18 protein-coding genes and 1 pseudogene are annotated in these 24,350 nt (G+C 41.6%); 14 read left to right on the top strand and 5 right to left on the bottom strand.

The features are described from left to right. Positions 1-16: 16 nt before the first annotated feature. On the top strand, positions 17-2,413 hold the full coding sequence (locus ORD22_RS11110) for an RCC1 domain-containing protein (protein WP_317646059.1): 2,397 nt from the start codon (positions 17-19) through the stop codon (positions 2,411-2,413). 43 nt (positions 2,414-2,456) lie between these two features. Here the strand turns inward: ORD22_RS11110 and ORD22_RS11105 are convergent, their stop codons facing one another. Next, a complete protein-coding gene (locus ORD22_RS11105; RefSeq protein WP_317646058.1) occupies positions 2,457-6,287 on the bottom strand; it encodes a DUF5011 domain-containing protein in 3,831 nt (1,276 codons plus the stop codon). A gap of 15 nt (positions 6,288-6,302) precedes the next feature. Beyond that, positions 6,303-6,908, bottom strand: coding sequence for an Ig-like domain-containing domain (locus tag ORD22_RS11100; protein ID WP_317646057.1), 606 nt, complete (start codon positions 6,906-6,908; stop codon positions 6,303-6,305). Positions 6,909-7,002: 94 nt separating this feature from the next. Here ORD22_RS11100 and ORD22_RS11095 point away from each other — a divergent pair, with 94 nt between their 5' ends. The 6 genes from ORD22_RS11095 to ORD22_RS11070 all read left to right on the top strand — a co-directional run bounded on the left by ORD22_RS11095 (position 7,003) and on the right by ORD22_RS11070 (position 13,750). Beyond that, positions 7,003-9,870, top strand: a complete 2,868-nt coding sequence (locus ORD22_RS11095) for a VWA domain-containing protein (protein ID WP_317646056.1) — start codon at positions 7,003-7,005, stop codon at positions 9,868-9,870. A 44-nt stretch (positions 9,871-9,914) separates the two neighbouring features. Then, positions 9,915-10,682, top strand: a complete 768-nt coding sequence (locus tag ORD22_RS11090) for an Ig-like domain-containing protein (RefSeq protein ID WP_317646055.1) — start codon at positions 9,915-9,917, stop codon at positions 10,680-10,682. A gap of 22 nt (positions 10,683-10,704) precedes the next feature. After that, a complete protein-coding gene (locus ORD22_RS11085) occupies positions 10,705-12,111 on the top strand; it encodes a putative Ig domain-containing protein (protein WP_317646054.1) in 1,407 nt (468 codons plus the stop codon). Between the two features lie 211 nt (positions 12,112-12,322). Continuing rightward, positions 12,323-12,781, top strand: a complete 459-nt coding sequence (locus ORD22_RS11080) for a LytTR family DNA-binding domain-containing protein (RefSeq protein WP_317646053.1) — start codon at positions 12,323-12,325, stop codon at positions 12,779-12,781. Then, positions 12,778-13,188 carry a DUF3021 domain-containing protein gene (locus ORD22_RS11075; RefSeq protein ID WP_317646052.1) on the top strand — a complete coding sequence of 137 codons (411 nt, stop codon included), beginning with the start codon at positions 12,778-12,780 and terminating at the stop codon, positions 13,186-13,188. Before ORD22_RS11080 ends, ORD22_RS11075 begins: the two co-directional genes overlap by 4 nt. Positions 13,189-13,240: 52 nt before the next feature. Further along, positions 13,241-13,750, top strand: a complete 510-nt coding sequence (locus ORD22_RS11070; protein ID WP_317646051.1) for a hypothetical protein — start codon at positions 13,241-13,243, stop codon at positions 13,748-13,750. 62 nt (positions 13,751-13,812) lie between these two features. Here ORD22_RS11070 and ORD22_RS11065 read toward each other — a convergent pair whose 3' ends face one another. Next, on the bottom strand, positions 13,813-14,100 hold the full coding sequence (locus ORD22_RS11065; protein ID WP_317646050.1) for a hypothetical protein: 288 nt from the start codon (positions 14,098-14,100) through the stop codon (positions 13,813-13,815). A 174-nt stretch (positions 14,101-14,274) separates the two neighbouring features. Here ORD22_RS11065 and ORD22_RS11060 point away from each other — a divergent pair, with 174 nt between their 5' ends. The 7 genes and pseudogenes from ORD22_RS11060 to ORD22_RS11030 all read left to right on the top strand — a co-directional run bounded on the left by ORD22_RS11060 (position 14,275) and on the right by ORD22_RS11030 (position 22,542). Continuing rightward, on the top strand, positions 14,275-15,702 hold the full coding sequence (locus ORD22_RS11060) for a helix-turn-helix transcriptional regulator (RefSeq protein WP_317646049.1): 1,428 nt from the start codon (positions 14,275-14,277) through the stop codon (positions 15,700-15,702). A 165-nt stretch (positions 15,703-15,867) separates the two neighbouring features. After that, positions 15,868-17,533 (top strand): annotated as a pseudogene (gene hutU, locus ORD22_RS11055) (urocanate hydratase). After that, the gene (gene hutI, locus ORD22_RS11050; protein WP_317646048.1) at positions 17,534-18,760 is read left to right on the top strand and encodes an imidazolonepropionase; all 1,227 of its coding nucleotides are present in this window, start codon (positions 17,534-17,536) and stop codon (positions 18,758-18,760) included. 82 nt (positions 18,761-18,842) lie between these two features. Next, positions 18,843-20,162, top strand: a complete 1,320-nt coding sequence (locus ORD22_RS11045; RefSeq protein WP_317646047.1) for a YjiH family protein — start codon at positions 18,843-18,845, stop codon at positions 20,160-20,162. 149 nt (positions 20,163-20,311) lie between these two features. Then, entirely contained in the window at positions 20,312-21,010 is a 699-nt protein-coding gene (locus ORD22_RS11040) for a CBS domain-containing protein (protein ID WP_317646046.1), read from the top strand. Positions 21,011-21,037: 27 nt separating this feature from the next. Continuing rightward, positions 21,038-21,784: an ABC transporter ATP-binding protein gene (locus ORD22_RS11035; RefSeq protein ID WP_317646044.1), complete on the top strand. Its 747-nt coding sequence runs from the start codon at positions 21,038-21,040 to the stop codon at positions 21,782-21,784. Next, positions 21,781-22,542 (top strand): ABC transporter permease, encoded by a 762-nt coding sequence (locus ORD22_RS11030; RefSeq protein ID WP_317646042.1) that lies wholly within the window; start codon positions 21,781-21,783, stop codon positions 22,540-22,542. Before ORD22_RS11035 ends, ORD22_RS11030 begins: the two co-directional genes overlap by 4 nt. 254 nt (positions 22,543-22,796) lie before the next feature. Here the strand turns inward: ORD22_RS11030 and ORD22_RS11025 are convergent, their stop codons facing one another. Both ORD22_RS11025 and ORD22_RS11020 read right to left on the bottom strand, forming a co-directional pair. After that, positions 22,797-22,922: a hypothetical protein gene (locus tag ORD22_RS11025; RefSeq protein WP_317646040.1), complete on the bottom strand. Its 126-nt coding sequence runs from the start codon at positions 22,920-22,922 to the stop codon at positions 22,797-22,799. A 1,120-nt stretch (positions 22,923-24,042) separates the two neighbouring features. Further along, positions 24,043-24,171, bottom strand: a complete 129-nt coding sequence (locus tag ORD22_RS11020; RefSeq protein ID WP_317646038.1) for a hypothetical protein — start codon at positions 24,169-24,171, stop codon at positions 24,043-24,045. Between the last annotated feature and the right edge of the window lie 179 nt (positions 24,172-24,350).

Below are 24,350 nucleotides of genomic sequence, written 5' to 3'. Positions count from 1 at the left end.
AGGAGTTGAGTTGAGTTTGTTCACTCAATTTACTAAAAAATATCTCGTACTATGTCTACTAGTTGCATCCTTCCTGATTTCCTTTGTAGATTCCGCAGACGCGTATGGAATTGCGAATCATAAAAATGTAGTAGATGCAGGAAGAAGTCATTTAGTAGTGTTAAAGGAAGATGGCAGTGTTTGGAGTTGGGGGGATCGCACATATGGCCAACTGGGGGCGGGGTCTGTTCTGCCACCGGGTACACCACAACCAATTCAAAGGACTGATGGAAATCGGTTATCCGATATTCTAGCGATCTCCGCAGGTGGGCATTTTACTGTAGCACTTGATGCTAGCGGGAGGATTTGGAGCTGGGGTCTGAATGATTATGGCCAATTAGGTCGATTGCCTGCTGCAGGTTTTACTAGCAATCCAGACACTATTGGGCCTGTAGGGATGGTAGATATCTCAGCAGGTGAAAGTCATGTATTAGCTGTAGACAGTTCCGGAAAAGTCTGGGCATGGGGATATAATGCTTATGGACAGTTAGGTAGAGCAACACCAGGTTCTAGGTTCTCGACAACTCCTGTGCAAGTAGTGGGATTAGATAATGTAGCATCCGTAGCGGCGGGGAAAGATCATTCCGTTGCGTTGAAAAAAGACGGTACAGTCTGGGCTTGGGGCCGTGATACGTATGGTCAGCTTGGTTTAGGGCAGACAGCCGATTACAATGATGAACCTAGACCGGTTCCAGGATTAAGTGGAATCATCGAGATTGCGGCTGGAGATAATCATACATTGGCTCTGAAGCAAGATCGTACGTCGTTACTCGCTTGGGGTCGTAATTTCTATGGTCAACTCGGTGACGGTGGCTATGAAAATAAACTTAATCCTTTTCAAGTACAAGGTGTAACTAATATTCGTTCTATCGCTGCAGGAGATAACCATACAATTATCGTGAAAGATGATGGTTCAGTTTGGCAATGGGGACGTAATACATCAGGGATTCAAACATCACAAACTGCACCTATCCAAATTAAAGGCATAACGGATGCAATCGCTATTGGCGGCGGCGGGTATTTAGATAGCTATACACTCGCAGTCAAACAAGACGGCACCGTTTGGCAATGGGACAAAGCGTCTTCAGACACGACAACCAAATTACCAATATTCAAGAAAGTCCCGGGTATCGAAGATGTCAAAAAGTTAGACGAATTCCCATTCGTACAAGGCGGACAAGTACTATTCAAGTATATTGGAAACCCAGGAACGATGGACGTCAAAGTAAATGGCACCTTCAATAATAGTGTCGACTTACCTATGAGAAATGTAAGGGGAAACGAATGGGAACTACAAGTCGAATTACAACCCGGTCAATATGAATACGGTTTCCGTGTAAACGGGGAGTGGACGGTTGATCCACTAAATCGCGATAAAACCATCGATGATTTTGGACGAACATTCAGTGTGCTGAAAGTCGCTCCATACGCAACGATCGGTCCGATTATCGACAATAAAGAAGTCACATTTACGTACAGTAGTTTTGATTTCAACAATCAACTCGAACTTGATGCTAAGTCTAAATCAGTTTCCGTCATGGGGAACTTTGGTGATAATTACCATTGGATTGAAATTCCGATGGTCAAGCAGCCGAATAATACATGGAAAGTAACGAGAACGTTAAAGCCAAGAGATTACTATTATTCATTTGTTGTTCGAGATGAATATAGTGGCGCGGTTGCCGAAAAGCGTAATGATCCATTGAATCCAAGCTTACAAACGGATACGCTGACAGGGATTTCGCGTAATACATTCCTCATAACTGAGAATGTATTGACGAAGATTCCCGTGGCGGCTATTGCGTTAAGCAAAGGGCCGGATCTAGATATGGTTGTAGGCGAGGAAGCAATATTGACTGCGAGAATCAGTCCATCGAACGCGACGAATCAAAACGTCAATTGGACTTCTAGTAAGCCGACTGTAGTGACTGTGGAAGGTGGAAAACTGACTGCACATACTTCTGGTACAGCGACGATTATCGCTACGAGTGTGGATGGCGGGAAAGTTGCAACTCTTACAGTGACGGTTGAAAAACAACAAGGTGCGGTGTCATATCCGAAAGTCGGCTACACCGTATACGATGAACGTTTCAACGTAGAGCCGACAAAAGCTTGGAAGATCAAGCTTAGTCAGGCACTCGATATTAAGACGTTTAATCCAGACAGTGTCTACGTAGTAAGTGAGGCGGGTGTTAAGGTGCCGCTTGGTTATCAAGTTTCCGATGGCGGAAAGACGATGGAACTGCGTCTACAAAGTGGTAATCAGTATAAAAAAGGTGCCAACTATTATTTATTCATTGAAGATACAGTGAAGGCAACAGATGGGCAGAAGTTGAAAGAGAAGATTCAAATGAAGTTTCAGATTAAACTATAAGTAAAACGAAAAGAGTCGCCCCAATCGGGAGCGACTCTTTTTGTTACTTAATCTTAAACGTTTGAATCAAGGACTTCTTCAAAAATTCCTTATTCTTCGTGTTCCCTTTAAACTGCCGATCAATATGCAATGTATACTGATTTCCTCGAGCATATGGCAACTTTGGAATGACATAGATTGTCTTGCCGTCAACACTCATTTGTAGTTCAGTAGCCACTCTTTGATTCGTTGCATCATTTGTAACATAAATCAGACCTGAGTAAAGTGCTTTGCGATCTACCTTTGCGTTAAACTTAATCGACAATACTTTATGCGTATCATAAGCAGGAATGTTCTTGCTCCAGTCGGTAGATGGTTCCGGATCAAGCGCAGCGATAGGGCTGATTTGTCCGTTCTTGATCACAACAGCATATAACTCATTAGCAGGTACTTCAATTTTTTCGCCAGGTGTATACTCTGTCCAATTCAGAAGGGCAGAATGGGGTACATACTTATTATTAAGTGCCGCTTCAGCATCTGTACGGGCGCTACTAATGAATGAAATGTCTTTACTATTTGTTGTGTAGTAAATTTTATTCGTTATGGCATCTGTAGCTGGAAGTAACGTATAGTAAGTTTTACCGTTTTCTATTGTAGGGCCTGTTATGGTCGGTGCACCAAGTCTATCAACGAGTGCGTACGTTCCTGGCTCAGTGAGTAAACCGATAATTTTATTTGCTGCACCTTTTTTCGTTGTGCTTGGTAATTCGATTGTAAAACGTACACCACCTACTTCAATAATTCTTGCCAATACTTTTGTTCCAGACTTAGGTAGCTCTAGCTCAAGTGGCTGCATGAAGTGTGATAAATTGCCCCACTTTATGTCGAATGTTCCTTTCGCAGGTTCAGTTATAGTAAGTGTTGATGAGTTGGACTCAATTACGTTACTTGCGGGAATATAGATACTTTGATCGCTTGTTGTAAATGTAATCCCTCGCTCCATAGCATCTCTTCTTTCGGAAGAAGTTAATGAATGAGATGGGTTGCTATTTGTGATTATGATTTTTTTAGTGATAGGCGGTTTTGCGTCGGAATTTACGTCTTCAGCAACCGTAACTGTAACCGTATAATTTTTAGTACTAGTACCCATGACTACTGTATAATTTACTAGCTTACTGAAATTCTTTTCGGGATTATATGTGATTTTACCGACGCTAGTTATAACGGGAGTCAAGTTAGTACGATCCGTTCCAGCAGGTACAGTCACTGAGATTTTCCCTGCTTCATGGTCAATGACACTGATTGCTTCTACTTCTTTAAAATTGAAAGAAGTAATTTGTGCAGTCGTGCCCACGTCATCGAAAATACTGACATTCACAGGCAGGGAAGGCTGGCTTTCGATACCGTTTACTGTTTGTGTGACGTAGTAGCCGATGCCTGCAGGAATGTTAGTAAACGTTGCGATGTTATTTGTTGTCACTGTGTCTGTGGCCATAAGTTGATCATAGGCATTGTATAGCTGTGCCGTCGTCGTTGAATTAGGATACTTGTTAACAGTTGCTGTGATCGTTCCTTTTATGTTGGAAGGCTTCCCAGTCTTTTGTGGTGCTACTGTAATTGTTCGGTATTTTGGATCTGCTTCTTTATTTCTTTTTGGTGCGGTTGAATTATATATGATTTTATACATACCTGGTTGATTGAAAGTCCAAGTACACTCTGCATTAGGACAACCACTTTTTGTGCCATCAGGTGTAATCATTTCGGCAGTATTGGTTAAAATTGTTTCTAAATAATCCTTTGCTGTCATACCAGGATCATTGAACTGTACAGGATTTCCTGTATAGTAAGGTTCTTTTGTTTCGTAAAGAACATACGATAGCTGTTCTGGACCATTTATTGTGATGTAAGGTTTGTCAATATCTGCAACTACTACTGTGTTGGACTCCGTACTAGATATGCCGTTAACTTCTTGTTTCACACGGTAGCGCCCTGGATCTAGACCTTTGAAAACATGCGTACTTTCTTGTGAACTTAACTCGATACTTTCGGCTACTGTATTGGTAAAGACACCATCACTATTTGCTTTGTATAGTTTAAGGATTGTCTTTTGTGCCATTGTCCCAGGGAAGATGTTCGTAACGCCAACCTCTCCAATCGTTGCGATACTGCCAATTGCGATTACTGGCTTAGGGCGGACGGTTACAGTTCTAGTTAATTGTTTGGCTGGATTGCCGGCACTATCTGTTGCATCATACGTAATAGAGTACTTACCAGGTATTTGATTATTTACCTTGTCTCCACGGATGATTACACGCAAAGTATCTGCCGCATCGATATTATCCACTATTGTATATCCGGGATCTACAAACGGTGTGCCTACTTCGATTTCCATTTCAGCATTTTCTTTTAACGTGATCTCGGGTGATGTTGTATCTAAAATATCTATTCGTTCTGAATTCTCACTTTGTACACCCGAAAATTCTTGTACAACGAAATAACCTATACCAACGGGTACTCCTGAGAAGGTGTACTGACCTGTATTTGCTTTCACCTTTTTTTGAATAATAGTTGCGTTTGCAATATTACCGTTACCGCTTGCATCTTGATAAAGTGTTAGTGTTGCGTCATTAAAGACCTTTCCAACGATTATTTCACCGTTAAGATGATTTTCAATCGGGGATGTTCCATGTGTTTCTAATGTGTTTTTCGTTTTAACTAATTCAATGGTTTCAGGATAGACTATTACTTTACGATCTACACTGGTAAAAAGTGATGTGTCGGTACAATCAGTCGCTGTGTATCTAACGATGTACTCACCTGGGTTTGGCTTAGTATTGTACCCGTTAAACGTTAGATATTTTATATCTACACCGATCTTTACTCCAGTTGTACATAAAATTCCTTCCGTCCTTTGTTTGGTATCACCGTTTTTATCCGTTACTTTAAAACCGAACTCTGTATACGTATCTTTTGAGTCTACATTATGATGAAGTTCAATAGTGGCAGGACCTTCTAATTCAAGAATAGGCTTCTGCTGATTTTTAATGACAAGTTCATTTGATAATTCACTTTCTAAACCATCTTCGATCTGTCTAACGGTGTACGCACCCGCACGTAAACCATCAAACTTATGCGTAGCACCGGTAGAAGGCATCCGTTTTTCTTCTATTTTCGATTCACCTGCATTTTCTGCACGGTAGAGGATTAGCATATTGTCCTTTTTTGTATTAACAACACTTAACTCTCCCAAGTTATTAGTTGCGCCCGAATCTTTTGGTGATTGTATAATGACTTTATCTGGCTTTACACTAATTGCCCCCGATTGTGTACTTTCTGCTCCATTAAAAGTTTGTGTTACCCGATATCCTTGACTCGCATCAATTACACCAAAATCTGCTTCTTTATTCGTATCTACTTTAGGTACAGTTTTGTAAGGAGTTGTAGCACCAGGCTTATAAAGGTTGACTTCACTTCCTATCATTGCTCCTTTGACAATCAACTTATAAGGAGCAGTATCAAAATCAGTCAGAGCTCTTGGTCTGACTGTTATGGTAGGAGAAGTTTCAGTAATTACGGTAACAACATCTTCACCATCTACTGTAGATGTTACCGTTTTTGTGGCTTCCACTATGTAAAGTCCTGGAGAAATATCTGTGAATGCATTGTTGCTGCCGAGGGGAGAACCTACTTGGGCATTTGTATTTTTGTTGCGCAAAACGATTTGCCAGGAACTATTACCATCGTTCATAGTTACCGGTATACTAACTTTATCGTCAGTCCCGACGTCAACGCTAACGGGAACGCTTCCCGGAAAACTAGCCGCCACCCCCGGCATAGGCCCAAGCGTAGTAAACATTAACAAAAAAGCTAAAAACGCAGAGAAAAACTTCTTCATGCTCTTCAATCCTTCCTATTTAACCTCATAATATTGCGTTTCTATTACTCGTTCTAACTCATTCGAAACTCGAATCGTCAATAAATCGCCTCTCAACAAACCAATCTGTCCTTTAGAAAAGGAATCGACACCACTGCGTAGTAGCTTAATTGGGCTTCCGCTATTAATAGAATAGGAAGCGTATGCAACTTCAGGTAAAACTTTCACTGAAATGCTTGTTGCGAAAGGGTTCATAGTGGCAGAAACATCTTTTATATACTCGCCCGTTATTTCAAATTCTTTCGTTACGGCCTGGTTTAACATCTTGCCGGTAGCGGACTGAAAACTAGCAGGAATCGTCAACGTATAGCGTTCGCCAAACAAGTATGGATTTTTTGGTTTTACTATAACTTTGTCTGAATCTGCCGATAGAGAAAGAGACAGCTTTTTACCTTTTGATTGCACGCTGATTCTTTCTAAGTTCGCTGTTTGATTGGAAACGTCTTTAGTAAATGTAATAGTCCAGGGCTTCATCGGGTCCGTTACTGGTTGACTCGTTGCTGCGAGAGTCGTGTGTGTGGTGAACAGACCGCTCAGTAGAAAACTAATGCAGACAAGGGTAGCGAGGATACGTAGTCGCATAGAAAAATCTCCTTTAATGTATTGGGTAGTAGTGAGGACAAACCGTTTATAAGCAAGTAAGCCCTATTTATATTATCGGGAAGGAAGTTGAAAAATGAAGATACAATTGAAAGTCATTGCCGTACTCGCGTTAGTATCGGTTTTAGTGCTTTTCAGGCAACCACTTACGACGGAGGCTGCGAATGAGTATGCAAATCAAAGTTGTGGATTGGATCACGGACGCGATATCGTCTTTGTTATTCAGGATACACCGGAAATGCAACGACAGGATCCTAGTCAAGATCGCCTAACGGTACCTTCTGCTTTTGTCGATACGGCAGGAGCGTTAGATCGTTTTGGTGTAATTGGTTTTAATGAAGGGCTAACAAAGTCTCTTCCGCTGACTTCTAATACATTCAAAGTGAAAGAGGAACTTCAAAAACTTTCAAGTGTTTCTACAGACAATGGAATTGATGTCAGTGCAGGGCTTGAAAAAGCTATTAAAGACTTGTCAAAGACACCAACAGTTAACGATAAAATTATTGTGTTACTGACAGTCGGAACTTCGATTAATAATGTAAAGATTCTTGATCTGGCACAGGAAGCTTATGAAAAAGATATTCAGATACATACGATAGGCTTCGGAGACACGGCATCGTCGATATTAGATATTGCGACATTAACTAAGATTGCAGATATGACGGGTGGAAACTATAATCCTTCAGTAAATGCTGCTTATTTACAAACCGTACTAGAAAATCTTCAGCAACAGATTGCTGATTTCCCTGGACGCGAGGTTCGTAGCGATTGGACGTTAACTAGTGATGTAACAGAATCAAGAGGTCTTCTTGTACATGAAAACGTTAAGATTAATTTGAATGGTTATAATTTGACGGTAAACGAAGATTTAGTGTTGTTGAAATGCGCGGAAGTTCGTGTGGTCAACGGTAAAGTGCTTAAAGCGAAGAATGTGGAGCAGAAGTCGGGTTCAAGTATTCGACTCAGTAATAGCCAGTTATATGTCGTAGAAACGCTAAAGCAAGATGGTTTGCTAGTGGTCAACGGCGACTATAAAGGTGTTGCGGATCCTGAAGTTCTGGTGAAAACCTATAACCAGCGAATCCACGGCTATTTGAATTTGACTGGTCAGACGGCAACGGTTTCATCTAACTTTGTACAAGAAGGACGAGTGGATCTTGCCGGCGGTTTACTACATGCTAAGAGTAATCTCCAGCAAAAAGGTCACTTCAATGTGCAAGAAGGTACGTTACAAGTAGACGGTAATTTAACGATCAATGGTGGCCCATTACTTGATGATGAATTTGAAGAGAATAAATCATTGAATGTTGGTGGCGGACGGGTGCAAGTCGGTTCCGATTCATCGATGCAAGAAACGAGAAAAACTGGAAACGTGACGCAATTAACGGGTCAATTATTCGTAAACCATGGAACGGTCGAAATCTACGGTGACTATGACATTAAAGATGGCTGGCTGACGATGATTAAAGGATCGATGGACACAGCGACACCGCAATACGGTGAGGGAGACGGCGATTTCGTTTTTGTTCACGGTAATTTTTCTACTGAAAGTAAACGCAACCACGCGACACGTCGCTATATGCATCTTGGCAAACCGATGAATGACCAAGGGCATTTAACGGACGGTGTGTTGAAAATAAAAGGTACATTCACGCAAAAAGGGAACGGCGAAGGCCATCCTATTTTTACAGATCGTCTAGAAAAATTTGAAAAGGACTATAGCCGTTATAATTTCCATGCGGAAGGTAGACATAAAGTGGCGATGGTGAATCAGCAAAAGATCAGCGCTCAAGGAACAGGTTTTACCTTTAATTTGCTGGAACTTCATGGCAAGCTACAGGAGTATCCAATGAGTGGACCTGTGAATTGGAATAAACTGAACGAAATAGTCAAGTCGTCGAATTCTTTGCTAGCTAGTTTGGCAATTAATGATGAAGCGGTGAATGGCTTTAAATCAGACACTATGAAGTACTTTAATCATCAAGTCTCAGCTAACAGTTCAGGCGGCGCGCAAACACTGAAAGTGGATGCACGTCCACAAGATCGCAATGCGATTGTCACAATATTGAATCAAACGGTTGGGTCTGACGGGATTGGGGAAGTGAAGGTTCTAGTAACGGCAGTAGATGGTAGCCACTCTGTCTATATAGTAGAAGTGAAAGTAGGATCGGGTTCTAGCGGTAAAGTAACGTCCATCAAATTGGATCGAAAAGAAATTTTATTCAATGAAAATGGAGTCGGTGGTTATAATCCGGCGAAAGTGACGATTGGCTATACGATCTATCCAACAAATGCTACGAATCAACAAGTAAACTGGACTTCCACTAATCCGGCAGTTGCAAAAGTTAGCCCGAACGGTATCGTTGAGCCAGTAGGTAGAGGAAAAGCGTCGATAGTAGCAACAACCGCGGATGGTGGATTTATTGATTCTGCTACGGTAAGCGTGTTGAATCCGAATGATTTACTGCAAGGAATTAAGACGCTAGAAGATTTTGTTAGTGATAATGATCGCTATGAAAAAATCATGGGCGGACTATATGATTTGGAGAAGATTGGAATTGTTGTGCCAGGGAAATATATCGAAAGAGTAACGTTTACGACTTCGGGTATTTTTACAGGTGGAACGATTGAAGTCAATTCAGGGGTAAGTCGTGTGGAAGTTCGTATAAATGGTAAGGTATTAGGAGCTAACAATGTAGGCGGAAACAAATTCGTCTTTAATCGGGCCTCTATGAAAATAACGGATTATGTAGAAGTCATCGTGTTTGACGGAATTTCAAATGAGTTGGAACGAATCGCAACAACATATCCAGTACCATTCCAGTCTAACTCTGGTGTTATGCCACAATTTTATTCCATTCACGAACTATTAACGAATTCTAGCTTATTCGAACAGATTCTAGGTGAATTCACACCTCAACAACTACGATTTATTGCAAACTAACAAAGAGGAGGTAGGGCGTGCGATGGCGCGCCCATACATAATTTATGAAAAAAATAAACGTACTCGTATGGTTTAGTATTCTATTACTACTAATCCCAGCCATTCCAGCGCAAGCGGCTGTGAAAAAGACGGCAGTCGGTGTATCTTCTGCTTTTGTAGAAAGTACAGGATTGGTTAATTTAACGGTATTCATCAGCAGTAATGAGAAAATCGCGGGTGGTTCACTCGACATACTGTATAACTCGGATCAAGTGCGTATTAACGCCAATGATGTCAAAACGACGGATACACTTTCTCCTTATTTATCTTCAGGTGGCAGTGATGCAGCTGGAAAAATTTCATTAGCCTTCGCTAAATCATCAGGCAGTACGATTGACGGTACAGTGATGGAAGTGAAAGCTGTTGTGCTAACTCCGGGTTCTGGCAAGGTGAATGAGCTGAAGCTAGAGAACGTGGAGTTATACACGGAACAAGGTAAGAAAATTACAGCCCAACTAATCGATGGACAAATCAAGCCGTTTACTGGTAAAGAACAGACACATGCGGACTCAGTGGCAAATGACAAGTCGTGGGTTGTGACGTTGAGTACACCGTATAATTCAGCTACATTAAACGCACAAGTAGTTAGCGTCAAGCGCGGGAGTATTGTAGTCCCTGTCGAGGTGGAAGTAGTAAATGATACGAAATTCAGAGTGAAGCCAATTGGAACATATCCGCGTGGCACGTATACGATGGATATTACCGATCAACTTCGTTCAGCAAATGGTGAAAAATTAAGTCAGCCTGTACGCTTTACATTCAAGGTGAATTGAGGTGAAAGATATGAAATGCACAATGAATAGGGTAGCTATATTGGTGATGATGTTCGGTGTCGTGTTACTTTCCGGTTTCATTGGAGAAAAGGCTCATGCAGCGGAGACTTTGGAAGTTGGAGAAAGTCGTTCACTTGGCACAAAAGTCGAGGTGCCTGTGACGTTGCGAGATACTATGTATTTAAGTTCAGGTAACTTTGTCATTACTGCTCCAGTCAATCAAGGTGTCATGTTAAAAGATTTCCGTCCAACACCTGCTTTTGACGATAAAATATTTCGGACGAAGTGGAGTGTTGTAAATAATAAACTAGATCTGAACTTCGTGCCAATTTCGGGTAAGGAAGAACGACTAGTAGATAAGAAAATCACAATTGGTTATTTAGTGTATGAGCTTTCCGACGAGTTTACAGAAGGTGAGTCTGTAGAACTTTCCATAATCTCTGTAAATATGAAAGGTCGTTTGAATACAGATTTCCTCGTAACTCTTATGAATGGTAAAATTGAGCGAAAGATGCCGATTGGTGACGTAGTAGGAAATAATAAGCCTACTGCCGCTGCGGCGATTCGAATTTTACAACATTTGAACAATCCGATTACAGACCGTGAAGCATTTCTTTCAGCGGACGTCAATGGCGATGGTGTGCTGACGCAAGAGGATGCGCAATGGATTCTTGACTACGTTGCAGGGAAGCGGACAACGTTTTTGGCCATTCAGGCAAAAGAATTGGATAATGCCGTATTGAAGAGTGAATATAGCGATCAGGTTTCTGCGTTAAACGGTCGAGCACCATATACCTTTAAACGAGTGGGTTCATTGCCTTCGGGTATGCTGCTCGATGAAAATACAGGTAAAATTAGTGGAACACCGACACGTGCAGGTAGTTATACCTTTACGATTCAAGTAACTGATGCGGTGGGTGATATCGAAAAACGGATATTCAGTATCGATGTCATTGATTCGAATATACTGTCCGTTGAGAAATTGTTACCGATTAACGTGAAGTTACATGGTACACCAGAATTACCAGCGAAAGTAAACGTCACGTATAAGGATAAAACGACAGGTATAGAGTCTGTTACGTGGCAACCAGTTGATACTTCGAAAATTGGTACGTTTATAGCGAAAGGTACGATCGGGAATAGTGGATTTACTGTAAGTGTAGAAGTGAATGTGGTATCGACAAATTACTTGAACAGCATAAAAGTTGCTTACGTCCAGTTCTTAAATCTTCACACGATTGAAGTGGATGTTTCAGCAGATGTTTATAAAGTAACAGTCAATTCGACGTATAATATGCACTTTGAAGGAGATAAGAAATTCAGCTTGATCAGTTCGAGTTTCAAAGCCAACTCTACGGTCACATTCCGTTTGTATGATAAATACGGCAACCTTCTCGAAACAAAGCAACATGTTTTGAAACCGAATTAACTAGTTAACAAGGGTCTTCCTACTGATTTGTAAATGATCAGAGGGGAGACCCTTTTCATTATCTTCATCAAGCTCATGCTATTGATATGGTGAAAACGGCAACTAACAGCTGGAAATCTACCAGTCACTTGAATGCTAGAGCGGAAATGAACAATCCTCAGTATACTAAGGATAATAGCTAGTAGACTAGTGGAAGGAGGGATGTCTTAACATGAAGGTTTCCTTGAATATTGATCGTTCGAACGTTGAAACAGTAGTTACGATTGAATGTAAAGAAATGGATCAATCTATCCAAGAACTCTTGGATTTCCTAAACGGGCAACAGGTTGAATTCATTGTAGGTAAGAAAGACGACATGCAACATATTTTAAAGCCAATGGAGATTCACTACTTTCACACCACGCCAGATGGAGTAGCAGCTGTCACTTCGAATGGTTCCTATTTAGTTAAAGAAAAGTTATATGAACTAGAGTCGTTCTTACCATCGGGAAGATTTATTCGGCTCTCCAAGTCTGTCATTGCCAATTTATATGAATTAAGTAGGTTCGAAGCATCATTTAACGGTACGTTAGCTGTTTATTTTAAATCGGGAATAAAGGAATATGTGTCACGAACGTATGTGAATGGCATTAAAGAAGCACTTACTATGAAAAGGAGGAATAAAGAATGAAAGCCTTTTTGTTTCGCAGTATGATTGGTATACTTTTCGGTGGTTTTTTAGCAGTGGTTCTTACTAGTTTGCTGATTTACTTTGGTGATTTTAGCACGCTAGATGCAAGTTATTTTATGAAGAATGCATGGAGTACGATTTTCTGTGCTTGGTTTTTCAGTGTCACACCACTTTATTTTGAAAATGAAAATTGGTCACTAGTACGCCAATCTAGTTATCACTTCATTACTGTATTGATTCTGTACTTTATCACCGCTTTTGGCATCGGCTGGTTTGAATTTACAATGAAGAGCTTTTTAACATTCGCGGGTCTGTTTCTTGGTGTATACGCAATCGTTTGGATTTGTTTTTATTGGTATTTTACCAATGAAGCGAAGAAGCTTAATAAAGAATTGAATGGGCTGTGATAAATTGGGCGAAATGCCGGTATTCTAGCAAGCGACAACCCAGCTCATAGGATTGGAGTACGCGCTCATAGGATTGGAGTACGCGCTCATAGAATTGGTGTACGCGCTCATAGAATTGGTGTACGCGCTCATAGAATTGGTGTACGCGCTCATAGAATTGGTGTACGCGCTCATAGGATTGGTGTACGCGCTCATAGAATTGGTGCCCGCGCTCATAGAATTGGTGTACGCGCTCATAGGATTGGAGTACGCGCTCATAGGATTGGAGTACGCGCTCATAGGATTGGTGTACGCGCTCATAGAATTGGAGTACGCGCTCATAGGATTGGTGTGCGCGCTCATAGGATTGGAGTACGCGCTCATAGAATTGGAGTACGCGCTCATAGGATTGGAGTACGCGCTCATAGAAGTGGCGTTCTCGCTCATAGAAGTGGCGTTCTCGCTCATAGAAGTAGTGCCCGCGCTCATAGAACCAACTACCCCACTCACGGCAACACCAAAACCACAAAAAAACAAGCAGCTTCCGCTAAATAGGCTGCTTGTTTGTATTTTCATACGTTAAATTCCTGTACAACTTGTTAAAATGTCATCGCTTGATTGCTTAAATAACGCGCAACTTATAGATCAATACGAACTATATTTAATGGTACAAATATCCACTAAGCTGATTTCTTGAACGGTTGAGTCTCCGAATGGTTGAAAGTGGATAAGCCGCTTGTTTCTATCAAATTGTAAGTAATAGCCGTTTTGCTGATGATCTTTTGATTCTTTAAGTGTGATTTCTACTGGTGCACCCATCGATAAGTCGACTAGTATATGAACAATCTTTTTATCATCATAGCATCGGGGTTCTCTTTTAGAGATATTGGGGGGATCACAGCCTTTACACGGTCTGAAGTTTCTGTATGCCATATGCAAGCACCTCCTTCTCTCCTAGCGTATGTTCAAAAAAAGGATAGAACTGTGCCGCTTCACCGGATGATTGGACGATGCGCAACATATTTTTTAAAAAGGTAGAACGACGGAAGAATCCAATGTCACTATGCTACAATACATAGCAACTACCCAAGACGAGGTGAATACATAATGAAAATACTACTCCTCATTAAAGATCCATTAGAAGCGCAAGGGTTACAATGGCTTCTAACTTCACAATGGAATGATGTCACAGTAGAGGTGACAGACGATGTGAGCGTACTACGTAATTTCTCAGATGCGTATCTTTATATTATTGATATGGACTTTATTAAAAAAGAAGCTGTTGAACTGCCGGCACAGACGATTTGGCTAGGGATATCTTCTGAACGAACGTTCCAAACGGTCTATCAAGCACTTACACTAAAAGCGGAGGACGTCCTTTTTCGACCATTTCCTCCTGAACGATTGCTAAAGCAAATACAGCAAATTCGTTTTCGTTGGCGCAATGAGAATGTAGACAAAGTACAACCGACCCCGATGGAAAAACAGACGATTTCGTCCGAAGACTTACTAATCCGAGATACGCTACCTGAACATCCAATCTGCATGAGTTTACTTGCGATATCCGATCTGGAAGCGCTACATACAGTAGTCGACAAATTGAAACGTTATGATTTCCCATCTGCCTTTCAAGTCTTTCCATTTTCTGATCATGTACTCGTCATTCATCGTCTCCGTGAAATGCACTCACTACATGAAGCGTACCGTGTATTTTTCTCACAATGGAAACTTCAATCAGATGCGTTGCTGACGATTTATCTTTATAAAGAAGAGCAAGTGAGCTACCGTCTGCTTTATTCAAAAATGCGGTTATTTCATGAGCGAATTTTCTATGATGGTTATGACATCCTCATGCAAATTGAAGAAGACTTTCAATGGAAGGAGCTTGATCCGTTTCTCTCGCCAATTGATCAGCAAAAATGGATTGAAATGTTGAACAAACAGCAATTGCAAAGTATTCGGGAGTGGTTGGAATATGATTTTCTAACATTGGAACAGCCATATCCGAATCCTGAGATGGTGCGTGTTCGGCTAACGAGTATTTTGGCACAAATGCGACGCTACATGATGGCGAATTCGTTGCAGACTTCAAAAGTGGAACAAGCGTATCATGCATTATTTAATCAAACGATCCAAGAGCCGGTGATGTATCATATTATCCAGTCGTTCATTTCGTTTAGTGGTGAGTTGATCCGAACATCAAGTGATTTGCATATTTCACAAGACTTTGCTGAAAAAGTGCGTGAACGGATGGTTATGAATTACTGGAATTCTTCCTGGAACTTAGCGGACTGCGCTGAGGAAATGAAGATGCATAAAAGCACATTGAGCCGTAAATATGCGAAGGAAGCAGATGAATCATTTCGTGATGCGTTACTGAACATCCGTATCGAACAAGCGAAACGCCTATTAAAAGAGACCGATTTAGCGATTGCAGATGTGGCGGAGACTGCAGGATTTTCACATCCAGCCTATTTCAGTAAACGATTTAAAGAAGCGACAGGATGGACACCTTATGCCTACCGTCAGTCATAAGAATGTTCATCCGTAATAACAATCCATATTTTTTGTTAATAAAGTGTAAATGAAAACGTTTTCCTTTAATATTTGTAAATAAAATATAAGATAGTCATTAAAGTGCAATCCGATTGTTAGATTATTCTTAGTATACTAAGAGTAACTTATGAGGAGGTCATGACAATGACAATAAAACAGACAAATACAGCAGCAGAAAAAGTAATTCACTATACAGGAACAGAACTTCATACAAAAGGGTGGCAGCAAGAAGCAGCTCTGCGCATGTTGATGAATAATTTACATCCCGACGTGGCAGAACATCCAGATAAATTGGTCGTCTACGGTGGAATTGGTAAGGCGGCACGTAACTGGGAAAGTTTTGACGCAATTGTTCGTTCATTGAAAGAATTAGAGAATGATGAAACATTACTTGTACAATCAGGAAAACCTGTTGTGATTTTCAAAACACATACAGATGCACCACGTGTCTTAATTGCGAACTCTAATATTGTACCTGCTTATGCAAACTGGGATACATTCCATGAGCTAGATAAAAAAGGCTTGATGATGTATGGACAAATGACTGCAGGAAGCTGGATCTACATCGGTTCACAAGGGATAGTGCAAGGAACATATGAAACGTTTGCTGAACTAGCGAACCAACATTTCGGTGGTTCATTAAAAGGAACGATTACATTAACGGCGGGACTAGGTGGAATGGGTGGAGCACAACCACTAGCAGTCACTATGGCTGGCGGGGTGTGTATCGGAATTGAAGTTTCGCCGAATTGAAACACGCTATACAGACGTTAAGACGGATTCGTTAGATGAAGCGATTCGACTTGCAGAAGAAGCAAAAGCTGAAGGTAAAGCGTTATCTATTGGCTTATTAGGAAACGCAGCAGACCTATTGCCAGAAATGATTGCACGCGGATTTATTCCGGACGTTCTAACAGATCAAACGTCTGCACATGATCCATTGAATGGCTATGTTCCATCTAAAATGTCTCTTGAAGACGCAGCGCAACTTCGTGAATCCAATCCAGAAGAATATGTGAGACTATCAAAGAAAGCTATGGCACAACACGTAGCGGCGATGATTGACATGATGGATAAAGGCGCGATTACATTTGACTATGGTAATAATATCCGTCAAGTAGCGAAAGACGAAGGCGTAGAACGTGCATTTGATTTCCCTGGATTCGTTCCTGCTTACATCCGTCCGCAATTTTGCGAAGGAAAAGGACCTTTCCGCTGGGTAGCACTTTCTGGTGATCCGGAAGATATCCGTAAAACAGATGAAGTAATTTTACGTGAATTTAGCTATAATACGCATCTTTGTAATTGGATTAAGATGGCGCAAGAAAAAATTCAGTTCCAAGGCTTACCTGCGCGTATTTGCTGGTTAGGTTATGGAGAACGTGCACGTTTCGGTAAAATTATCAATGATATGGTAGCGAGTGGCGAGTTGAGTGCACCAATCGTGATCGGTCGTGACCACTTAGATTCAGGTTCAGTTTCTTCGCCTAACCGTGAAACAGAAGCGATGAAAGATGGATCAGATGTTGTATCTGATTGGCCAATCTTGAATGCTATGATCAACGCAGTCGGTGGAGCAACGTGGATTTCACTTCACCATGGTGGCGGCGTAGGTATGGGATATTCTCAGCACGCAGGAATGGTTATTGTAGCAGATGGAACGAAAGAAGCCGAAGCACGCCTTGAGCGCGTATTGACAACAGATCCTGGTATGGGTGTTGTTCGTCACGCGGATGCAGGCTATGATATTGCGATTCAAACAGCAAAGGAAAAAGGAATTAATATGCCGATGTTGGAAGGTGGAAAATAATTGAAACCATTATGGATTAAACACGCAAAAGAACTAGCGACTATTGCTGGCGAAAATGGACCGCGTAAAGGCAAAGACATGTCGAACCTAATCGAGGACGGCAACATTGTGGCGGTTGGTACGACTGAACAATTAGAACAACAATTTGCAAATCGTGCGAATGAAGCGGATATTGTTGATGCGACGGGGCGCCTGGTCACACCAGGTCTCGTCGATCCACATACGCATGTAGTGTATGGTGGAAGCCGGGAACGTGAATTTGAAATGCGTCTTGAAGGCGCAACGTATATGGATATTATGAATGCGGGCGGGGGAATCCACGCGACTTCCCGTATGACTCGTGAAGCTACGGAAGATGAACTAATCGAACAAACTACTCGTCGATTGGATTCATTTGCAAAACATGGCGTTACGACAGTTGAAGGAAAAAGTGGGTACGGTTTGGATTTTGAAACCGAAATGAAGCAGTTGCGTGTGGCGAAACGTTTAAATGAGCAACATGCGGTAGAAATTATCCCTACATTTATGGGTGCTCATGCTGTACCTAAAGAATATAAAGGGAATGAAGATGCATTTGTGGATTTGATCATCAACGAAATGCTTCCGGCAGTAGCAGAAGAGAAATTGGCTGTATTCAATGATGTATTTTGTGAAAAAGATGTCTTCACTCCAGAACAATCTGAACGTATTTTAGAAGCAGGAAAACAATTGGGCTTAACGCCTAAAATCCATGCAGATGAAATCGTATCGTATGGTGGAGCAGAACTTGCTGCCAAAGTAGGCGCAATATCTGCTGAGCATTTATTGAAAGCATCTGACCAAGGAATTGAAGATATGGCGGCAGCTGGAGTTATCGGGTGCTTGCTACCGGCAACGGCTTTATTCCTTCGCGAAGAAGCAGCAAAAGGACGTCAAATGATTGATGCGGGAATGGCAGTAGCGATTTCAACAGACTGCAATCCGGGTTCTTCACCGACTACGTCAATGCCGCTTGTCATGAACTTAGCTTGTATATCTATGCGTTTAACGCCTGCAGAAGCTTTGGTTGCAGCGACAATAAATGCAGCTAGCGCGATCAAAGTAGAAGATCGGGCTGGTTCTTTAGAAGTAGGTAAGCAAGGCGATGTCGTCCTATGGGATATCGGTAGCTATCAAGAACTACAGTACTTATTCGGTGTCAACCACGTAGAAAAAGTATGGAAAAAAGGTCAACTAATCGTCGGTTAATAGACTGTGCAAGAACGTCTAGAAAACGTTCTTGTACAGTATTTTTTCGATAGATCATAACGGAATTGAGGGGGGAAAGAAGATGGATCAAGTAAAAGAAGTAGCAGCAAATAAAACAAATCCGGGTATGTGGAAGTTTTTTGTTTATAGTGCAATTGGAGCGTTCATGTTTTTTGTTCCAGTTACAATAGGCGAGAAAGATTCAATTATGCTAGATCATATCGTTACATGGATTCAAACGAATGTAAGCGCTGTCTTGCCGTACTATGTATTACTTATTTTATTTGCGGGTGCTGTTTATCCGTTTATTTCAGGGGCTTGGAAAAAATCTACGGTGGACATAGTGTTTTCACTATTTAAAGTAGTTGGTTTAGTAGTAGGGATACTTTTAATCTTCAATATAGGCCCAGCTTGGCTGTTTGATCCAGATATGGGGCCATTCTTGTTAAATAAATTGGTTATACCTGTTGGATTATTAGTTCCAATCGGTGCAATTTTTTTGGCGTTGCTCGTTAGTTATGGCTTACTTGAATTTATTGGCGTACTCATGCAACCGGTTATGCGTCCCATTTGGAAAACACCAGGACGTTCAGCTATTGATGCAGTCGCTTCCTTTGTTGGATCCTACTCATTAGGACTTCTTATTACCAATCGTGTGTATAAAGAAGGGAAGTATACAGCAAGAGAAGCGGCAATTATCGCCACAGGTTTCTCTACAGTATCTGCCACGTTCATGGTTGTTGTAGCGAAAACGCTTGATTTGATGAGTATGTGGAACTTGTATTTCTGGGTGACTTTAGTCGTGACGTTCATTGTAACAGGGATCACAGTGCGGATTTGGCCACTTGCTTCGATGAAAGATGAGTATTATGAAGGTTCCACACCTCAGCCTGAAGTGAAGCCAACAGGCAATCGAGTAGTAGCAGCTTGGGATGAAGCGATGGAGATCGTTTCTTCTGCTCCGAGCGTTGCAAAAAATATTGGTGTCAATCTAAAAGACGGAATCATGATGACTATGGCGATTTTACCTTCCATTTTGTCGATTGGATTATTAGGCTTAGTACTAGCAGAATATACACCAGTGTTTGATTGGATCGGCTATATTTTCTATCCATTCACATACTTGATGCAAGTTCCAGAGCCTATGCTAGTTGCAAAAGCGAGTGCACTTGGTATTGCGGAAATGTTCTTACCCGCTGTACTTGTCGCGAAGTCAGCAGTGATTTCAAAGTTCATTATCGGAGTAGTATCTGTATCGGGAATTATTTTCTTCTCTGCACTCGTACCTTGTATTGTAGCGACAGAAATTCCGATTTCGATTCCTAAACTAGTAGTCATCTGGGTTCAGCGTGTAATTTTGACATTGATCATCGTTACACCTATTGCATTTTTAGTATTATAGAAAAATGAAAGTTATTTAAACATCTGTCATTCAGATGTTTAGATAACTTTTTTCATGCCTTTAGGCGTACTATATTTCCTTTCGCCTAAAGGTTTGAATTGTATTGGAATATGATATACTTTGCCTACAAAGGAAGGGGAATTCGCATCGTGCCGAAAAATTCAGAACGTTTTTTAGTTGCATATAATCGGATTGATAAGTCGCTTATGAAAATTACAGACTTGCCAAGTCATTTATCATTCGCAAAGAAAGTAGACAAAGCTAAACAGCAAAATGCGCTTGTTGCACATTATGAGGATGACTTAAAGGAGTTTGGTAGTCTGCGCAATGCGATTGTACATAATCGGACAGGTTTAGATTATGCTATTGCTGAGCCGCATGACGTAATTGTAGAATTGATCGAATTGATTGATGAGAAACTCTCACACCCCGTGACGGTAAAAGAATTATTCGAGCGAAAGGTACATACCTTACAAGCCCATGAATCATTAGCAGTAGCACTGAAACTAGTGAGAGAAAAGAAGTTTAATCAGTTACCTATATATGAAAAAGGGAGATTTATCGGTCTGATTACAGCGGATGGTATAATGAATTGGCTAGCGGGTCAGTACACGGAAGACATCTGTCTGGAAATCCCTACACTACTAGATATTCATAACCATGAAAAACGTAAAAAGACGTATCGATTTGTCAAAAGTACGATGTCTGTTTATGAAGCAGAAGGTTTTTTCAAAAAGTCGATTTCCTCTGGTAATCGTTTAGAAGCGTTACTCATTACAGAGCAAGGCGGTAAAGATGAAAAACTGATTGGGATTATTACGCCACTAGATTTATTGAAATTAGATTAATAACTGAAAGTAGAAAAGGTGAAATTAATGGTGGAAGAACGGAGTCATTCGATATACGAGCCCGCGATTCATTTCCAGACAGTCTCTTATCATGTAGGAGACACAACTATTTTACGTGATATTACGGGATCATTTCCTGAACAGAAAATTACTGTGCTAGTCGGACCGTCCGGTGCGGGAAAGACCACCTTACTGAAAATGTGCAATGGATTATTAAGTCCAACGACGGGTGAGATTTATTTAAATGGACAGCGAGTAGATGAGATTTCACCGACTGATTTACGACGCCAGGCAGGAATGGTATTACAAAACTCTCCGATGATTGATGGGAGTGTCTTTGATAACTTAGCGTTGCCTTTGCGTCTTCAGGGTAAGGAATTGAGTGAAGAAAAAGCGTTAACTATTCTAGATCAAGTAGGACTAGAGCGTAAGTATTTAACAAGTGACAGTCAAAACCTTTCGGGTGGTCAGCAACAAAAAGTATCGATTGCTAGAACGCTATTAAATGAATCCAAAATCTTGTTGTTAGATGAAATTACGTCAGCGCTTGATCCTTCATCACTAAATGAAGTGGAGGATCTAATTCGGACTTTAAATGAAACATATCAAATTACTGTCATTTGGATTACACATAATTTAGAACAAGCAAAGCGAATGGGGCAGTATGCTTGGATCATGGTGGATGGGAAGCTAGTAGAAACAGGGGAAATAGAGGTTTTGCAGCATTCTGAAATACCTTCCGTCAATCGATTTTTGAAGGGGGAATTCAAGTGAGCACAACTGCCTTGTTACTGACGCTCATATTCGTCTTGATTCCGATTGCATTATCTAAAACGATTGGCTTACAGCTAGAGCGAGATACAGTGATTGCAACGGTGCGCTCAATCATCCAATTATTACTTGTCGGTTTCGTGCTGAAATTCGTTTTTGATTCGGAGAGTTCTGTATTCATCTTGTTGATGATTGCGCTAATGATTGGCGCGGCTGTACAGAATGCCCGCAAAAAAGGCCAGCAAATAAAGGGGATTACGTGGAAACTAATTGTCACGTTTGTGTTGTTGGAAGTCCTGACCCAAGGAATTCTGCTTGGCTTCAAGATAGTACCAGCTACTGCGCAATATATTATTTCTCTATCAGGTATGGTAATCGGTAACTCGATGGTGTTGGCCATTTTATTCCTCAATCGTTTTGTCGCCGAAGTAGAAACACATCGGTCTGAAAGTGAATTGATTCTTTCTTTAGGTGGTACACCGAAACAAGCGATACATAAGCAGTTAATCCGTTCGATTCAAGCAAGTATGATTCCGACAATCGAAAGCCAAAAAACCATTGGGCTCGTACAATTGCCAGGTATGATGAGTGGACAGATTATTGCAGGAGCAGATCCGTTGGAAGCGGTGCAATTTCAAATATTAGTCATCTTTTTATTACTAACAACAGCCGCTATGACGAGTGTTTGCTTAGGTTTACTGTCCTATCCAACTCTGTTTAATGAGCGTATGCAAATGTTACAAAAAGAGCATTCGGAGTAGTCATTTCCGGGTGCTTTTTTATATGGAATATATACTGATAGGATGGACGATATAGTGATAACAACGCTAATCTGCTTCTATAGGTAGTGAAGTAACTCGTCACTGAACCCACTCCGGCGCTGGCGGATGGCTCCCGCAATGAGCCAGAAAGGAAGATCGCCTCTCTGTCTCATCGCTCCGCCTACCGCTTGTAAGGCGCCTACGTTTCGTGAAGGGGAGTAAGTTGTAATAGTACTTTGAAGTTAGTGATTGATTTAGTAAGTTCTAGCCACGTTAATCTGCTTCTGTATGTAGTGAATTAAATCGTCACTGAACTCACTGCGGCGCTGGCGGATGGCTCCCGCAATGAGCCAGAAAGGAAGTGCACCTTTCTGTCTCATCGCTCCGCCTACCGCTTGTAAGGCGCCTTCGTTTGGTGAAGGGGAGTAAGTTGTAATAGTACTTTGAAGTTAGTGATTGATTTAGTAAGTTCAAGCCACGTTAATCTGCTTCTGTATGTAGTGAATTAATTCGTCACTGAACTCACTTCGGCGCTGGCGGATGGCTCCCGCAATGAGCCAGAAAGGAAGTGCACCTTTCTGTCTCATCGCTCCGCCTACCGCTTGTAAGGCGCCTACGTTTTTTGTGTAGTTATTAGTTAGCCTTGTACATTGAAGGCAAAAAGTGAAATTCGCTAAGTTCCTAAGACTACAAAATTACACTGTACTCAAAAGCGAAGGCACAACTGCGGGGTCAGCCGAAGCCATGAGACAGCTAGCGTTCTTTGCTAGTTGGCTCATGGCGGGAGGCAATCCCCCACGTGCCGAAGCGGTGATAGGAAGCTGACCTGTACTAACTTCTGTAGCGTAAAGAGTCGAGCAACGACACATTACAATCTAGTAGTAAGTCCAAGACACATCAATACGCTGCTGTATGTAGAAAAGTAATTCGTCACTGAACCCACTTCGGCGCTGGCGGATGGCTCACGCAATGAGCCAGAAAGGAAGACCACCTTCCTGTCTCATCGCTCCGCCTACCGCTTGTAAGGCGCCTTCGTTTCGTGAAGGGGAGTAAGTTGTAATAGTACTTTGAAGTTAGTGATTGATTTAGTAAGTTCAAGCCACGTTAATCTGCTTCTGTATGTAGTGAATTAATTCGTCACTGAACCCACTGCGGCGCTGGCGGATGGCTCCTGCAATGAGCCGGAAAGGAAGTACACCTTTCTGTCTCATCGCTCCGCCTACCGCTTGTAAGGCGCCTTCGTTTTTTGTGTAGTTATTAGTTAGTCTAGTACATTGAAGTCAAAAAGTAGAATTCGCTAAGTTCCAAAGACTACAAAACTACACTGTACTCACTAGCGAAGGCACAACTGCGGGGTCAGCCGGAGCCATGAGACAGCTAGCGTTCTTTGCTAGTTGGCTCATGGCGGGAGGCAATCCCCCACGTGCCGAAGCGGTGATAGGAAGCGGACCTTTACTAACTTCAGTACCATAAAAAAGTCGAGCTACGACACAATACTAACTAGTAGTAAGTCCCAGACACTTCAATCCACTTCTGTATGTAGTGCAGTAATTCGTCACTGAACCCACTTCGGCGCTGGCGGATGGCTCCCGCAATGAGCCAGAAAGGAAGTGCACCTCTCTGTCTCATCGCTCCGCCTACCGCTTGTAAGGCGCCTACGTTTTTTGTGCGGTATTAGTTAGCCTAGTACATTGAAGTCAAAAAGTAGAATTCGCTAAGTTCCAAAGACTACAAAACTACACTGTACTTACTAGCGAAGGCACAACTGCGGGGTCGGCCGAAACAAAGAGACAGCTAGCGCCCTTTGC

It is taken from the genome of Sporosarcina sp. GW1-11, assembly GCF_033088395.1.
Taxonomy (GTDB): Bacteria; Bacillota; Bacilli; order Bacillales_A; family Planococcaceae; genus Sporosarcina.
Note: the sequence above shows the minus strand (reverse complement) of the source record. Positions and strands in the feature narration are given on the sequence as shown.

Excerpts from the sequence above, each read along its gene's own strand:
- ORD22_RS11105 (WP_317646058.1), bottom strand. The coding sequence starts at position 6,287 with ATGAAGAAGTTTTTCTCTGCGTTTTTAGCTTTTTTGTTAATGTTTACT.
- ORD22_RS11100 (WP_317646057.1), bottom strand. The coding sequence starts at position 6,908 with ATGCGACTACGTATCCTCGCTACCCTTGTCTGCATTAGTTTTCTACTG.
- ORD22_RS11095 (WP_317646056.1), top strand. The coding sequence starts at position 7,003 with ATGAAGATACAATTGAAAGTCATTGCCGTACTCGCGTTAGTATCGGTT.
- ORD22_RS11090 (WP_317646055.1), top strand. The coding sequence starts at position 9,915 with ATGAAAAAAATAAACGTACTCGTATGGTTTAGTATTCTATTACTACTA.
- ORD22_RS11085 (WP_317646054.1), top strand. The coding sequence starts at position 10,705 with ATGAATAGGGTAGCTATATTGGTGATGATGTTCGGTGTCGTGTTACTT.
- ORD22_RS11080 (WP_317646053.1), top strand. The coding sequence starts at position 12,323 with ATGAAGGTTTCCTTGAATATTGATCGTTCGAACGTTGAAACAGTAGTT.
- ORD22_RS11075 (WP_317646052.1), top strand. The coding sequence starts at position 12,778 with ATGAAAGCCTTTTTGTTTCGCAGTATGATTGGTATACTTTTCGGTGGT.
- ORD22_RS11065 (WP_317646050.1), bottom strand. The coding sequence starts at position 14,100 with ATGGCATACAGAAACTTCAGACCGTGTAAAGGCTGTGATCCCCCCAAT.
- ORD22_RS11060 (WP_317646049.1), top strand. The coding sequence starts at position 14,275 with ATGAAAATACTACTCCTCATTAAAGATCCATTAGAAGCGCAAGGGTTA.
- ORD22_RS11045 (WP_317646047.1), top strand. The coding sequence starts at position 18,843 with ATGGATCAAGTAAAAGAAGTAGCAGCAAATAAAACAAATCCGGGTATG.
- ORD22_RS11035 (WP_317646044.1), top strand. The coding sequence starts at position 21,038 with ATGGTGGAAGAACGGAGTCATTCGATATACGAGCCCGCGATTCATTTC.
- ORD22_RS11025 (WP_317646040.1), bottom strand. The coding sequence starts at position 22,922 with ATGAGACAGAAAGGTGCACTTCCTTTCTGGCTCATTGCGGGAGCCATC.
- ORD22_RS11020 (WP_317646038.1), bottom strand. The coding sequence starts at position 24,171 with ATGAGACAGAGAGGTGCACTTCCTTTCTGGCTCATTGCGGGAGCCATC.